The organism is Pseudomonas sp. 10-1B, from assembly GCF_000935045.1.
Taxonomy (GTDB): domain Bacteria; phylum Pseudomonadota; class Gammaproteobacteria; order Pseudomonadales; family Pseudomonadaceae; genus Aquipseudomonas.
In genome coordinates this window covers 108,699-123,749 of sequence record NZ_JYKS01000015.1, presented here as the reverse complement: position 1 = coordinate 123,749, position 15,051 = coordinate 108,699, and the positions used below count along the sequence as shown (strand labels likewise).

Annotated in this window: 11 protein-coding genes; 3 read left to right on the top strand and 8 right to left on the bottom strand. The window is 64.3% G+C overall.

Going from position 1 to position 15,051, the window contains the following annotated elements:
• Positions 1-27 precede the first annotated feature (27 nt).
• A complete protein-coding gene (locus tag TZ03_RS10665; protein WP_051097566.1) occupies positions 28-1,440 on the top strand; it encodes a DOPA decarboxylase in 1,413 nt (470 codons plus the stop codon).
• A 205-nt stretch (positions 1,441-1,645) separates the two neighbouring features.
• Here TZ03_RS10665 and TZ03_RS10660 read toward each other — a convergent pair whose 3' ends face one another.
• Positions 1,646-3,019, bottom strand: coding sequence for an MFS transporter (locus TZ03_RS10660; protein WP_051097565.1), 1,374 nt, complete (start codon positions 3,017-3,019; stop codon positions 1,646-1,648).
• A 288-nt stretch (positions 3,020-3,307) separates the two neighbouring features.
• On the opposite strand from TZ03_RS10660, the gene quiC reads away from it, so the two are divergent.
• Positions 3,308-5,215 (top strand): 3-dehydroshikimate dehydratase QuiC, encoded by a 1,908-nt coding sequence (quiC, locus tag TZ03_RS10655; protein WP_051097564.1) that lies wholly within the window; start codon positions 3,308-3,310, stop codon positions 5,213-5,215.
• A 122-nt stretch (positions 5,216-5,337) separates the two neighbouring features.
• Here quiC and TZ03_RS10650 read toward each other — a convergent pair whose 3' ends face one another.
• The 5 genes from TZ03_RS10650 to TZ03_RS10630 all read right to left on the bottom strand — a co-directional run bounded on the left by TZ03_RS10650 (position 5,338) and on the right by TZ03_RS10630 (position 11,368).
• Complete coding sequence (locus TZ03_RS10650) at positions 5,338-6,006, bottom strand: class I SAM-dependent methyltransferase (RefSeq protein WP_051097563.1); 669 nt, start codon at positions 6,004-6,006, stop codon at positions 5,338-5,340.
• Positions 6,007-6,011: 5 nt separating this feature from the next.
• Complete coding sequence (locus TZ03_RS10645) at positions 6,012-6,875, bottom strand: sensor domain-containing diguanylate cyclase (protein ID WP_051097562.1); 864 nt, start codon at positions 6,873-6,875, stop codon at positions 6,012-6,014.
• A gap of 445 nt (positions 6,876-7,320) precedes the next feature.
• Entirely contained in the window at positions 7,321-9,711 is a 2,391-nt protein-coding gene (locus TZ03_RS10640) for a TonB-dependent siderophore receptor (protein WP_051097561.1), read from the bottom strand.
• 170 nt (positions 9,712-9,881) lie between these two features.
• Positions 9,882-10,853 (bottom strand): FecR family protein, encoded by a 972-nt coding sequence (locus tag TZ03_RS10635; RefSeq protein ID WP_236692800.1) that lies wholly within the window; start codon positions 10,851-10,853, stop codon positions 9,882-9,884.
• The gene (locus TZ03_RS10630; RefSeq protein ID WP_051097560.1) at positions 10,850-11,368 is read right to left on the bottom strand and encodes a sigma-70 family RNA polymerase sigma factor; all 519 of its coding nucleotides are present in this window, start codon (positions 11,366-11,368) and stop codon (positions 10,850-10,852) included. The genes TZ03_RS10635 and TZ03_RS10630 overlap by 4 nt, the downstream gene beginning before the upstream one ends.
• A 142-nt stretch (positions 11,369-11,510) precedes the next feature.
• On the opposite strand from TZ03_RS10630, the gene TZ03_RS10625 reads away from it, so the two are divergent.
• On the top strand, positions 11,511-11,996 hold the full coding sequence (locus tag TZ03_RS10625; protein WP_051097559.1) for an isochorismatase family cysteine hydrolase: 486 nt from the start codon (positions 11,511-11,513) through the stop codon (positions 11,994-11,996).
• Between the two features lie 167 nt (positions 11,997-12,163).
• On the opposite strand, the gene catA is transcribed toward TZ03_RS10625, so the two are convergent.
• On the bottom strand, positions 12,164-13,063 hold the full coding sequence (catA, locus tag TZ03_RS10620; protein ID WP_051097558.1) for a catechol 1,2-dioxygenase: 900 nt from the start codon (positions 13,061-13,063) through the stop codon (positions 12,164-12,166).
• A 167-nt stretch (positions 13,064-13,230) separates the two neighbouring features.
• Positions 13,231-14,919, bottom strand: a complete 1,689-nt coding sequence (locus tag TZ03_RS10615) for a sigma-54-dependent Fis family transcriptional regulator (protein ID WP_051097557.1) — start codon at positions 14,917-14,919, stop codon at positions 13,231-13,233.
• Positions 14,920-15,051: the final 132 nt, after the last annotated feature.

Genomic DNA, 15,051 nt, shown 5'->3' with positions numbered 1-15,051 from the left:
AGTGGATTATTCATAGGAGAGCCCCAAGTGACCCCCGAACAATTCCGCCAGTACGGCCACCAACTGATCGACCTGATCGCCGACTACCGCCAAACCGTCGGCGAGCGTCCGGTCATGGCCCAGGTCGAGCCCGGCTACCTCAAGGCCGCCTTGCCCGAACAGGCCCCCCAGCAAGGCGAGCCCTTCGAAGCCATCCTCGACGACGTCAACCGGTTGGTGATGCCCGGCCTGTCCCATTGGCAACACCCGGACTTCTACGGTTACTTCCCCTCCAACGGCACCCTGTCCTCGGTACTGGGGGACTTCCTCAGCACCGGTTTGGGCGTGCTGGGCCTGTCGTGGCAGTCCAGCCCGGCACTGAGCGAACTGGAAGAAACCACCCTGGACTGGCTGCGCCAACTGCTGGGTTTGTCTGGCCAATGGAGCGGGGTGATCCAGGACACCGCCTCGACCAGTACCCTGGTGGCGCTGATCAGCGCCCGTGAACGCGCCACTGACTATGCATTGGTACGCGGCGGCCTGCAGGCCGAAGCCAAGCCGTTGATCGTGTATGTCAGCGCCCATGCCCACAGCTCGGTGGACAAGGCTGCCTTGCTGGCTGGTTTTGGTCGCGACAACATTCGCCTGATCCCCACCAACGAACGTTACGCTCTGCGCCCGGAGGCGTTGCAGGCGGCAATCGAGCAGGACCTGGCTGACGGCAACCAGCCCTGCGCCGTGGTGGCCACCACCGGCACCACGACCACCACCGCCCTCGACCCGTTGCGCCCAATCGGCGAGATAGCCCAGGCCCATGGCTTGTGGCTGCATGTGGACTCGGCCATGGCCGGTTCGGCGATGATTCTCCCCGAATGCCGCTGGATGTGGGACGGTATCGAGCTGGCCGATTCGGTGGTGGTCAATGCGCACAAGTGGCTGGGTGTGGCCTTCGATTGCTCGATCTACTACGTGCGCGACCCGCAACACCTGATCCGGGTGATGAGCACCAACCCCAGCTACCTGCAATCGGCGGTGGATGGCGAGGTGAAGAACCTGCGTGACTGGGGCATCCCGCTGGGCCGGCGGTTCCGCGCATTGAAGCTGTGGTTCATGCTGCGTAGCGAGGGCGTTGATGCATTGCAGGCACGGCTGCGGCGTGACCTGGACAATGCCCAGTGGTTGGCGGGGCAGGTTGGGGCGGCGGCGGAGTGGGAAGTGCTGGCACCGGTGCAATTGCAGACCCTGTGCATTCGCCACCGGCCGGCGGGGCTGGAAGGGGAGGCGCTGGATGCGCATACCAAGGGCTGGGCCGAGCGGCTGAATGCGTCTGGGGATGCCTATGTGACACCGGCTACGCTGGATGGGCGGTGGATGGTGCGGGTGTCGATCGGGGCTTTGCCTACCGAGCGGGGGGATGTCGAGCGGCTTTGGCAGCGCCTGCAAGCAGTGGTTAAGGGCTGAGATCGCCGGGGCCGCGTTGCGGCCCATTCGCAGGCAAGCCAGCTCCCACAGGACGGCACATTGCTTAAGGGCTATGCGGACCTGGACTGGCCTCATCGCCGGCAAGCCAGCTCCCATAGGTACTGCACAGGGCTTGAGGCGGATGCGGTCGAGGTGGGAGCTGGCTTGCCTGCGAAAGGGCTGCAAAGCAGCCCCCTGCGGTCTATCAGTGACTTACGGGCTGAAAGCTACCTTTACGGCTAGCCTCATACGCTTCTTTTTCCATCGGCTTGGCCTCTGGGTTACCCAGGTCTTCCATCGCCAGGCGGTAGGTTTCCGGGGCAATGTAGGCCGCCAGGGCGCACACGCAGGTGATGAAGAACGCCAGCCCACCGATCACCAGCGGGATATTGTCCGAGCCGGGCGGTGCAACCAGAGCGAACAGCGCGGGCAGCATGGCGGTCAGCATGGTGCCGATGTTCTGTGCGATGGCCATGGCCGAAACGCGGTAGCGGGTGTGGAACAGCTCTGGGTAGAAGCTTGGAAACACCGCGTTGTAGCCCTGGTAAACCATGCCCCACATCACGATCGAGGCGGTGAACGCCAGCGGCACGTTCTGGATGCTGATTGCATACAGGTAGACGAAGGCCAGCAGGCCCGAGCCCAGGCATCCAGCGATCATGGTCGGGCGACGGCCGATCTTGTCGGACAGGTTGCCGACAAACGGGATCACCAGCACCGCGACGATATTGCCGACCACCGGAATCCACAGGTACACGCTCTTGTCGAAGCCGATGCCATAGGCCGGCTGCACCGCGTAGGCCGCACCGAAGATGGTGGCCACCACCGGGATCACGTTCATCAGGGCCATGAACATCACCAGCACCATGTGCTTCCAGCTGTGGCGGAAGGCTTCGCTGATCGGCGATTTGGCGACTTTGTCCTGCTTCTCTTCCTTCACGAACGCCGGCGTTTCGTGCACTTCCTTACGGATGATGAAGCCGGCGATCAGCACGATGGCGCTCATCAGGAACGGAATGCGCCAGCCCCAGTCATTGAAGGCTTCGCTGGGCATGAAGTAGGCCAGTGGCAGGAACACCGCTGCAGCCAGTACCTGGCCTGCCTGCACGCCTTGCAGGGTGAAGCTGGCGTAGTAGCCCCTGCGGCCGAACGGCGCGTGTTCCATGATCATCGAGCTGGCCCCGGAGATTTCCCCGGCCACGGCAAAGCCCTGGATCAGGCGCAGTACCACCAGCAAGGCGGGTGCGAGGTAGCCGATGTCGTGGTAGGTAGGCAGCAGGCCCACGGCCATGGTCGACAGACCCATCAGGAACATGCACAGCAGCAGTACGTTCTTGCGCCCGCGGGTGTCACCCCAGTGGCCAAGCACGAAGGCACCCACCGGACGCGCCAGGTAGCCCACGCCATAGGTGGCCAGCGAGGCGATGATGGCCATCTTCGGGTCGGTGTTGGGGAAGAATATCTGCGGGAAAATCAGCGCAGCGGCCTGGGCGTAGATGAAAAAGTCGTAGTACTCGAGGGCCGAGCCTATCCATCCACTGGCGGTCGCTTTCTTGGCTTGCGAGCTGGAGTGAGCCATCGTTGTCTCCGTTGTTATTGTTGTTTGCGCAGGTTCCGCCAGAAGTTATGCCAAGGCAGGAGGCAGTGGTCGGTTTGCCTGCGTCTGTGGTTCATGTTGACCACGGGCCAGCGGTCTAGCAATTCGCTAAAACGGGTTTTGTGCGATAATCGAACACAAAACTAACCATTTCGTACAAAGCGATTGAAGCCACGACTTTACCTGCGAATAATCGATCGTGCCAGAAACTGTGACAGTGGTTTTTACCTGGCTGGCACCGTAACCCTCCAACAACAAGGAACTCCCGCCATGCAGCGTTCGATCGCCACCGTGTCCTTGAGCGGCACCCTGCCGGAAAAGCTCGAAGCCATCGCCGCCGCCGGTTTCGACGGCGTCGAGATCTTCGAAAACGACCTGCTCTATTACGCCGGCAGCCCACGCCAGGTGCGCCAGATGTGCGCCGATTTGGGGCTGGCCATCACCCTGTTCCAGCCATTTCGCGATTTTGAAGGCTGCCGTCGCGACCGCCTGCAGAAAAACCTCGACCGCGCCGAGCGCAAGTTCGACCTGATGCAGGAACTGGGCACCGACCTGGTGCTGGTGTGCAGCAACGTCCAGGCCGATGCCCTGGGCGAAGAACAACTGCTGGTCGACGACCTGCGCCTGCTGGCCGAGCACGCCGGCAAGCGCGGCCTGCGCATTGGCTACGAGGCCCTGGCCTGGGGCCGCCACGTCAACACCTACCAGCAAGTCTGGAACCTGGTGCGCCAGGCCGACCACCCGGCCCTCGGGGTGATTCTCGACAGCTTCCACACCCTGTCGCTCAAGGGCGACCCCAGCGCGATCCGCGATATCCCCGGCGACAAGATCTTCTTCGTGCAGATGGCCGACGCACCGCTGCTGGCCATGGATGTGCTGGAGTGGAGCCGCCACTTCCGCTGCTTCCCGGGGCAGGGCGAAATGGACATGGCCGGGTTCCTCGCGCCGATCCTCGCCACTGGCTATCGCGGCCCGCTGTCGCTGGAAATCTTCAACGACGGCTTCCGCGCCGCGCCACCCCGGCAGAATGCCGCCGATGGCCTGCGTTCGCTGCTGTACCTCGAAGAGCAGACCCGCCTGCGTCTGGAGCAGGAAAACACCCCGATCGAACCTGGCGTGCTGTTTACCCCGCCAGCGGCCAGCGTCTACGACGGCGTGGAGTTTCTTGAATTCGCGGTCGACGAGGCCGTCGGCGCGCGCCTGGCCAGCTGGTTGAAGCGCCTGGGCTTTGCCGAAGCCGGCAAGCACCGCAGCAAAGAGGTGCAGTTGCTGCGCCAGGGCGATATCAACATTGTCCTGAACGCCGAACCGTATTCCTTCGGCCACAACTTCTTCGAGGCCCATGGCCCGTCGCTGTGCGCGACTGCGTTGCGGGTCAAGGACCAGCAGGCCGCGCTGAAGCGCGCCACCGCCTTCCGTGGCCAGCCGTTCCGTGGCCTGGTCGGCCCCAACGAGTGCGAAGTGCCGGCGGTACGTGCACCGGATGGCAGCCTGCTGTACCTGGTGGAGCAGGGCACTGCCGGGCAGACCCTGTACGACACCGACTTCAGCCTGGACAACAGCGCCACCGCCAGCGGCGGCCTGCGTCGCATCGACCATATGGCCCTGGCCCTGCCGGCCGAGTCGCTGGACAGCTGGGTGCTGTTCTACAAGAGCCTGTTCGACTTCGCCGCCGACGACGAAGTGGTCCTGCCCGACCCTTACGGCCTGGTCAAGAGCCGCGCCCTGCGCAGCCAGTGCGGCACCTTGCGCCTGCCGCTGAACATCTCGGAAAACCGCAACACCGCCATCGCCCATGCGTTGTCCAGTTACCGTGGTTCGGGTGTGCATCACATCGCCTTCGATTGTGACGACATTTTCCGTGAAGTAGCGCGGGCCAAGCTGGCCGGGGTGCCGCTGCTGGAAATCCCGCTGAACTACTACGACGACCTGGCGGCGCGCTTCGATTTCGACGACGAGTTCCTCAGCGAGCTGGCGTACTACAACGTGCTGTACGACCGCGACGCCCAGGGCGGCGAGCTGTTCCACGTGTACACCGAGCCGTTCGAGGAGCGTTTCTTCTTCGAGATCATCCAGCGCAAGGGTGGCTATGCCGGTTATGGCGCGGCCAACGTCGCGGTGCGCCTGGCAGCCATGGCCAAGGCCCGCAGCGGCGCTGCGCGCAAGCCAGTGCTGTAGTCGCCTGTACCGGCCTCATCGCCGGCAAGCCAGCTCCCACAGGTTCACTGCAGCCTGACAGGTCAATGCGGTACCTGTGGGAGCTGGCTTGCCAGCGATGAGGCCGGTCCAGCCCCCGCAATTCAAAAGCGCTCAGCCACCATCAACAACGACTGCGGCACCGCGCTCTGCGGATGCTGCGGTTCCTGCAAGCCGACCAGCCGCAACCCCGCCATGTCCAGCGCGTTCAGCCAGCTTGCCAGGGTGCGGAAGTACCACGGCATCGCCTGCCAGTCCCCGGCAAAGCCGGCAAACGACTCCTCACGCCAGCCATCCTGGTAATTCCCGTCCGCCACGCTCCATGGGTGCAGGGTCTGGATTACCAGCGCACCACTGGGTACCAGCAACGCATTCATTGCCGCCAGCAAGGGAATGATGTCCTGGTGCAACAGCGCAAAGTTGGCGCAAATCAGGTCATAGCCCTTACCCACATACACTTGCGCGTCGGCCAGCTGTGCATAGCTGGCCAGGTGCACCTCGGCGGAACCCGCTGCGCGTGCAGCATCCACCAGCGTTCGCTCACCATCGACGCCCACGGCCTCGATCCCACGGTCGCCCAGCGCGCGCAGCAACCAGCCCTCACCACAGCCCAGGTCGAGCACCCGCTCGGGCTGGCGACCAAGGATGGCCAGCAGGATGGCCTGGTCGGTAACCTGGCGACGGCTCTCGATGGCACCGCTGCGCACGGCGTCGATCCAGGCCTGGGCGTTGTGCTGCCAGCTGTGCAGCAGGGCGTTTTCGGGGGTGGGCATGGGTATCACCTTTGCGCGGAATACTGCTGCTTGATCCGGTACATGTGGCCATCTGCATGACGCAACAGCGCATCGGCATCCCGTCCATCTTCGGGGTAGCAGGCTACCCCGATGCTGCAGGATGGCATCTTTACACCAGACAGTTCCGCCCCAAGCGGTGCGGCCATGGCCGTCAGGGCACAGGCCACTTTCTCGGCAACGGCATCCTGCGAAGCAATGTCGTTCAATAGCACGGTGAACTCATCCCCGCCTATCCGGGCTACCGTGTCCGTTGCCTCCATGCAGGCTTCCAGGCGCCGGGCGAGCGTGCACAGCACCTGGTCCCCCACGGCATGCCCGTGAACGTCATTGATGCCCTTGAAATCGTTGATATCTACGAACAGCAACGCCAACCGGGTGCCCTGGCGGTGGGCTTCGCGCAAGGCCGACTCCAACCGTTCATTGAACATCGCCCGGTTGGCCAGCCGCGTCAGTGGGTCGTGATGGGCCAGGAAGCGCAGTTCTTCTTCGGCCTCGCGCTGGGCGGTCACATCCCGCGCTACCCCGATGCGGGCCTCGGCCTCGTCGGACCAGCAGGCTGCCCACAGGATGTGCACGATACCGCCATCCTTGCGGATATAGCGGTTACGGAAGTCGTAATGCGGTTGGCCGTTCATCACCTTTACGATCGAGGCACGGGTGATCGCCAGGTCGTCAGGGTGCATGTAGTCGGTGATCGGCGTGCCGACCAGCTCACAGGCTCGGTAGCCCAGCAGGGCCTCGCAGGCATCGCTGACGAAGACGATCTGGTTGTCCCTGTCGACCACGAATACCGTGTCCAGCATCAGGTGGATCAGCCTGGGGTATAACGCTTGCAGGTCTACGGGCATGGTTCAGGGCGTCCGCTGCGGGGTGACCGATCATAGCCTGAAACAGAACAAAATGCGGTAGGTGCTGCGGACCCTGTGTGCGGGTTTACCTGCGAAGAAAACCATGCGCTGCCCTCCACCGCGCAGGCTTCTTCGCGGGCGAGCCCGCTCCCACAGGTACTGTGCAGGTTTCGGGCTCGCGCCATATACCTGTGGGAGCGGCTTTAGCCGCGAACACCGGCAAGGCCGGTGCCATCCCCCGCGCTGGCTTCTTCGCGGGCGAGCCTGCTGCCACAGGTTGCTGTGCAGGTTTCGGGCTCGCGTCATACCTGTGGGAGCGGGCATGCCCGCGAACACCGGCAAAGCCGGTGCCATCCCCCGCGCTGAATGCTTCGCGGGTATACCCGCTCCCACAGGGGATTTGCCAGGTGGCAGATATTGAGCCAGGCAGTTGCCCAGGTCCCAACTACCAGCGATAGGTCAGGTCGGCCGTGACGGTGCGCCCAGTACCCAGCAGGCAGCCCACGGTAGCGAAGCAGCCGGCGACGTAGTACTTGTCGGTCAGGTTCTTCACGTTAAGCTGCGCCGACAACCCCTGCAGGCCGTTGCTGGCCTGGCCGAAGTCATACGACAGCATGGCATCGACCAGGGTGTAGCCGGGTACTTCGAAGGTATTCTGCGCGTCACCATAGGTGGAGCCGGTGTAGCGCACGCCAAGGCCGCCGCCCAGTCCGGCCAGTGGCCCGCCCTGCAGGGTGTAGTCGACCCACAGCGAGGCCAGGTGGCGAGGCACCCGCACCGGGCTATTGCCCTTGTTGCTGACGCCCAGCGTATTCGGGTTGTCCTTGGTTACCTCGACATCGTTGTAGGTGTATGCGCTGATCAGGTTCAGCCCCGGCAGCGGCTTGGCCACGCCTTCCACTTCGACCCCGCGCGAGGTCACTTCGCCCTGCTGGACGCTGAAGCCTGGGTGGTCGACATCCGTGGTTGCCACATTCTGCCGGCGCAGGTCGAACGCGGCCACGGTGACGTAGTGTTCGCTGCCCGGCGGCTGGTACTTGATGCCCACCTCGTACTGCTTGGCGGTTTCCGGCTCGAAAGGGGAGCCGTCGAAGCTGTTGCCGCTGGCCAGCTTGAACGATTCGCTGTAGCTCACGTAGGGGAACAGGCCCATGGCGAAGCTGTAGCCGAACGATGCGCGGGCGGTGGTGGCCTCATCGGTGATCACCTGGTGGCTGCCGGCAATGCGGTTGGTGCTGTCCTGGCGCGCCCAGTCGTGGCGCACGCCCAGGGTGGCGACCCAGTTGTCGAAATGCACCTGGTCCTGCAGGTACAGCCCGACCTGGCGGTCGTCGCGGGCACTGGACAGCAGCGAGGTGTAGCGCGAGGTGTCGATCGGCACGCCGCGCACCGGGTTGTAGATATTGATCGATGGCGCGTCGCCGTGTTGCACGTCCTGGCTGCGGTGGCCGCGCAGGTAGTCGGCGCCCAGCAGCAGGTCATGGCGCACGGGGCCGGTGCTGAAGTTGGCCAGCAGCTGGTTGTCCAGGGTGTAGTTGTCGCTGTCGTAGTCACGCAGTTCGTAATAGCGGGCCAGGGTGTCGTTGTTGATCACGCCACTGTTGCGAAACAGCTGGTGCTGGTAGCCGTGCATGTGGCTGTAGCGGAAGTTCTGGCGGAAGCTGAACGTGTCGTTGAAGCGGTGGCTCAGCTCATAGCCAAGGTTGTTCATTTCCGACTGTTCGCGGTCGAAGCCCGGCTCGTTCAGCGAGCGGTGGCGTGGCACGCGGCCGTTGGGGTTGGAGCCGTCGAACAATGAATAGGCCATGTTCGAGGTGAACAGGTTGGTGTTCTTCTGGTACGAGGCCAGCAGGGTCAGGCTGGTGTCCTCGTTCGGTGCCCAGGTCAGGCTGGGCGCGACGTATTGGCGGTCGTCCTTGATGCCGTCGATCTCGTTGTCGGCATCGCGGCCGAGCATCACCAGGCGATAGGCCAGGGTGCCCTGGCTGTCGAGCAGGTCGCCGACATCGAGGCTCAGTTGCTGACGGTCGTGATTGCCAAGTGACAGGCCGACTTCATGGTGGGCGGCAAACAGCGGTTTTTTCGTGACCAGGTTGATCATGCCGCCGGGCTCGCCCTGGCCGTAAATCACCGACGCCGGCCCCTTGAGCACCTCGATGCGTTCCAGGCCGAACGGCTCGGGGGCGTAATAGCCGATGTTATTGTTGCGCAAGCCGTCGGTGTAGGCATCGCTGTTGATCTGCTGGAAACCGCGCACCATCAAGGTGTTGTCGGTGGGGTTGTTGCCGGCGACGTTGGCATGCACGCCGGCGGTGTAGCTCAAGGCTTCGGTGACGGTTTGCGCCCCCTGGGCCTTGATGCGGTCGCGGGTCACCACCGATACCGAGGCCGGGGTTTCCAGCAGCGCGCTGTCGGTCTTGCTGGCGCTGCTGGCGCGGGTGGCCAGGTAACCGTCCACGGCACCGTAGGCGCTGTCGCGGCGGGCGTCGACGCTGGTGGGTGCCAGTTGCAGGCTCGCGTCTTCTGCTGCGGGCTGCAGCCGATACTGGCGTTCGCCACTGGGCACGGCAACCAGGCCACTGCCCAGCAACATGCGCAGCAGTGCCTGTTCGGCGGTGAAGTCACCGTGGAGCGGGGAGCTGGCCTTGCCTTGGCTGAGCGCGCCGTCACCGACGATGTAGATACCGGCCACACTGGCCAGGCGATTGAGCTGCTGGGTTAGCGGGCCGGCAGGCAGGTCATAGTGGCGAAGGCTGTCGTCGGCCATGACGGAACTGGCGGCCAGCAACGGCAGGGCCAGCAGCAGAGGGCGCAAGTTGAACGGGAGCTGAGGCATGGGTGTTCCTTGTGGGGGCAGATGAAGCAAGGTGTTCATCTGCTAATCCGAACGAGCGGGGTGAAACCGGAACACCTCTGGGTAAAAAAAAATGCCGGAGCCATTCAGCGCGCTGGATTCTTCGCGGGCAAGCCTGCTACCACAAGAACAGCGCAGGCTGACCTGCGCATTCAGCGCGGCTCGATGCTGTACCACCATGGCAAGGTCCTGCGCACCCTGATCGGCAAAGCACTTTCGAGCATGGCCAGGGTGCGCTCGGGGTCGTCGGCGGGGAAACTACCCATCACTCGCAAAGCCTGCACCTGCGGGGCGACACCCAGATGGCCGGGCAGGTGGGCACGCAATTGCTCGGCGAACTCGCCAAGGCTGATGTCGCTGGCAAGCAGCCTTCCATCGCGCCAGGCCTGGCGCGACTCGTCCACCGCACGCGGCGGCTGCGCGCCGTGGCGGTCGAAGTCCGCTTGCCAGCCGGCGGCAACCACCAGGCTTTCGGTGCCTTCTGCAGGGTGTAGGCGCACTGCGCCGTCGAACACGCTCAGGCGTGCGGCATGGTCGCGCTGCCATACACTGAAGCGGGTACCCAGCGCTTGCAGGCGGCCCTGGCGGGTGTCGATCACGAACGGCCGGCTGTCGTGGGCGGTTTCCACCAGCACTTCGCCGGCCAGCAGCTCCAGGCGGCGCAGGTTGGCGCGGTAGTCGATGTTCAAGGCAGTTGCGCTGTTCAGCCACAACTGGCCGCCGTCCGGCAGGCGCAGGCTGCGTACTTCGCCGGTAGCCGTGCGCTGGTCGGCGCTGAGTGCCAGCAGTTGGTGCCTGGCTGCGGGTATTCGCCAGCCGGCCAAGGCCAGCAGGCTGCCGCCGCACAGCAAGCCGAGCAGGCCAACCGCGCGGCGGCGATCGAGGTCGGTACGGCGCACGCTGCCCAACGCCTGCAGTGAAGCGTCGGCTTGCAGCTTCAGCGGTGAAAAGCGCTGGCTGATGCGTTCCACATGGGCCCACGCCACCTGGTTGGTGCTTGCCGCCCCCAGCCATTGTTGCCAGCGCAAACGCAATTGCCGGTCATGCGGGGCGGCGAGCAACTGGGCATACCAGTTCGCGGCTGCCTGCAAGGTGGTGTGGTCAGGGCACTCACTGGCATTCATGGCAAGTCCAGCTCCAGCAGCAGGCACTGGTACATCGCCTGGGCCATGTACTTGGTCACGCTACGCTCGGACACCTGCAACTGGCGCGCGATTTCCCGGTAGCCCAGCCCTTGTACCTGGGCCAGCAGAAAGGCCTGGCAGACCTTGTCGGGCAACCGTGCGAGCATCCGCTGCACCTGCTCCAGCGCTTCGAACACCAGCGCGCGCTCTTCTTCACTCGGTGCCTGCGGTTCGGGCAGGGCTGCCAGGGCGTCGAGCCAGGCCTGCTGCAGATGCTGACGGCGCCAGAAGTCGATGCACAGATGGCGGGTGACAGTGCTCAGGTAGGCCCGCGCATGCTGGTCGGTCTGGAACTGCTGTGGCTTGCTCAGCAGGCGCACGAACACGTCGTGGGCGAGGTCGGCGGCATCGCTGGCATTGCCCAGGCGCTTGTGCAGCCAGCCGCGAATCCAGCCGTGGTGCGCGTTGTAGTAGGTGTGGACTTGCTGGCTGTAGGTGGGTTCGAGGCGCGGCATGGGGGCATCCTTTCGCTGTGCGACAAGGTCTCATATGAGAATTTTTCGCAATAGTAGGCCAGGGATGAGCGCTACGGCAACGGTTGCCAGCCCTCGCACCACGTTATACTCGGCACCTTTTGCCCCGTGCCGGAATCCGCCCATGCGCCAGGTTTTGCTCATCGTCGATGTCCAGTCCACCTTCAGCCCGCCCGAGTGGCTGGTCGATGGCCTGCGCCGGTTGTCGGCCAACATCCCCACCATTGCCTCGGTCGAGTTGCATGACGAACAGGCCACGCCGTTCGAACGGCAGCTCGGCTGGCACCCCGCGGCCGAGGACGAGAGCCTGGTCGAAGCCGACCAGGTATTCGTCAAGCATGGCTACGGGCAGAGCGCCGAGGCTATCGAGTACATCCGGCAACTGGGTGTGGAGCGGGTGCTGGTGTGTGGATTGCAGACCGAAACTTGCGTACTGGCTGCCGGCTTTGCCCTGTTCGATGCGGGGCTGATGCCCACCTTGGTTACCGACATGACGGTAGGGTCGTCGCTGGACCGCTCGGGCAAACTGGGCATCGAGCTGTGGCAGCACCATTTCCGCCAGGTCACTACCGCGGCGCAAGTGCTTGCCGAGCTGGCCGGGCAAAGCTAGGGCAAGTTGGGGCCGCTTTGCGGCCCATCGCCGGCAAGCCAGCTCCCACCTCGACCGCATAGGCCGCAAGCCCTGTGCAATACCTGTGGGAGCTGGCTTGCGGCTAGTGCTGTCGTTGTGGGAGCGGCCTTGTGTCGCGAAAGGGCCGCAAAGCGGCCCCGACAATCTCAAACCGTTTGCAAAGCCCTCGGCCGTTGGCTGCGCTGTTCATCATCGGCACTGGCCGCCGGCTGCAGGCAGAAGTCGAACACCACCCGTGCCACACCTCCCTCCAGCATGTCCACTTCACCCACCAGCCCGTCGCGGGTGGCATGGGCAAAGTCATCCCACAGGTATTCATCCCCCGCCAGGTTGATCTGCGTGGTCAGGTGGCGATACCCCGGCGCGCTGATGAAGAAGTGGATATGCGCCGGCCGCTGGCCATGCCGGCCCAACTGGTCCAGGCAGGCCTGGGTCGGGCCGTCGGCCGGGCAACCGTAGCCGCTGGGGACGATGCTGCGGGCGCGGTAACGGCCTTGGGCGTCGGTGCGGATACGGCGGCGCAGGTTGTAGTCCGATTGGCTCGAATCGAAATAGGAATACAGGCCCTGGGTATTGGCGTGCCACACATCGACAATGGCCCCGGCCAGTGGCTTGCCGTCCAGGTCCAGCACCTGGCCTTCCAGCAGCATCGGCATGCCCGGGTCGCGCCCGTCGTCCAACCGCGCCTCGCCTTCGCACAGCGGCGCGCCGGCCACATACAGCGGGCCTTCGATGGTACGTGGGGTGCCGCCGGTATGCCCGGCCTGGCTGTCGCGGGCATCGCTGAGCAGGTCGAGGAAGTGCTCCAGGCCAAGGCCCGCCATCAGCAGGCCGGCCTCGCCGCGGTTGCCCAGGCGATTGAGGTAGTCGACCGCGTGCCAGAATTCGTCGTCGCTGATGGCCAGGTCTTCGATCAGCTTCGCGCTGTCCTGCAGGATGCGCAGTACGATCTGTTTCAGGCGCGGGTTGCCCTGGTCGTTGCCAACGCCTGCCGCCTTCTTGAAAAAGGCCTGTACTTCGGGGGAATGGGAAATCGCTACAGTCATGGTTGCCTCACCGGTCGTTGTTGTTATTGCGGTGCAAGGCGTCGAGCAAATGTGATGCCATTTAATCAACTTGTTGATATCAAAGGTTTTTGTATTCCAGGCCGCGCTGGTAGCTGGCGCGCGTTCGATCATTTGATCAACCTGCGCCAGCGCCATTGCGCAAATGCTCAAGGCTTGTCGGGGGCCTTTTTCAGCCTGTAGGCAAGGGCAGGGCGGGTCATGCCGAGCAGGCGCGCGGCTTCAGAGACGTTCTGCCCGCAGCGCTGCATGGCCTCCTGCATCAGGGCGTCCTCGACGGCATCCAGGCCGGTGCCGCTGTCGAGAATCTGCGCCACCCAGCCGGGCGCCACCTGGTCACTGGCCGCCACCAGTCGGCCATCGCTGCCCAGGCCAATGCTGTCGTCGGCCGGCGGGGCATGCGGGAACAGCGCGTCGAGGCCGATGCTCTGGTTCTCGTCGGTGATGATCACGCCGCGCTCCATGAGGTTTTCCAGTTCGCGGATATTGCCCGGCCAGTCGTACTGCAGGCATACCTGCAGAGCCCGGTCGCTGAGGCCGCGGGTTTTCTTGCCGTAGCTCTGGTGCAGGCGCCCGAGGAAGTGCTCGATCAGCAGCGGGATGTCTTCGCGGCGCTCGCGCAGCGCCGGTATGTGCACCGGGAACACGTTCAGGCGGTAGAACAGGTCGGCGCGAAAACGCCCGTCCTTGACTGCCTGTTCCAGGTTTTCGTGGGTGGCGGCAATTACCCGCACATCCACCGGCCGCGTGCGGCTGTCACCCACCCGTTCCAGCTCGCCTTCCTGCAGCACACGCAACAGGCTGGCCTGGGCACGCGGGGTAAGCTCGACGATTTCGTCGAGGAACAGGGTGCCGCCGTTGGCCCGTTCGAAGCGGCCCATGCGCGCCTGCTGGGCACCGGTGTAGGCGCCTTTCTCGACGCCGAACAGTTCGGCCTCGATCAGGTCCGGTGGGATGGTCGCGCAGTTCAGCGCCACGAATGCCGCGCCGGCGCGCTCACTGCGCAGGTGCAGGCTGCGGGCGATCACCTCTTTGCCGACCCCGGTTTCGCCCAGCAGCAGCACCGAGGCCTTGCCCGGCGCAACCTTGTCGGTGAGCGCACAGCAGCGCCGGTACACCGCCGACTGGCCGATGCCGTAGAACTGCCCCGACTCGTACTGCAGGCGCTGGCGCAGGTTGGCCACCTGCACCTGCAGCGATTGCAACTCGTCGATCATCGGGTCGCTCTGCAAGTAGCGCAGGAAGGTGTCGGCATCGTCCCATTGCTCCACCGGCTTGCCGATGATGCGGCATTCGCTGCCACCGCAGCCGCGGCAACTGACCTCCTTGTACAGCACCTGACGGCCGAGGAAGAACGAGCTGTAGCTGATGGCGTAACCCAGCAGCATCCAGCACACCGGCTGCTCGGAATGCAGGGCTTCGGACTGGCAGTTTTCCACCTCGAAGGAGTCCTGCCATTCGATGTCGGCGTAGAAGTGGCCGTTGTCCAGGTCGATTTCCAGCTGCAGCGGGCGCACCTTGACCATGCCCTTGAGCGAGTGCAACTGCGGGCCGATGAAGAACATCTCCACCGGGTTGCCGTTGGGGCGCAGCTTGCGCGCCAGTTCGGCGTCCTTGAGCCCCGACTGGTAGCCCAGGCGCAGGAAGAAGCCCTTGGCCCGTTCCACGCCGAGCATTTCGATCAGCTCGCGACGCATGCTGGCCATGGTCGCCGCCTGCACCAGCAGCATGCGCTGCTCGTCCAGCCAGATCTTGCCTTCGGTGCCGAGAAACCGTACCCGTTCGGTCAGGTCCTTCAGCGCCGGTGCCGGTTCTGGCGCCCTGTACTGGGTAATCATTCGTTGCGCCCCTTGCTTGTAGTTGTATGGGGAATTGGCGTGCGCCCGCTCAGGCAAGGCGGGTTTCTGCTCACGCCGGAACGACCACGGAGTTGCAGGCAAGGCCCGGGTCGTTCTCTTTTCTAAACCGCC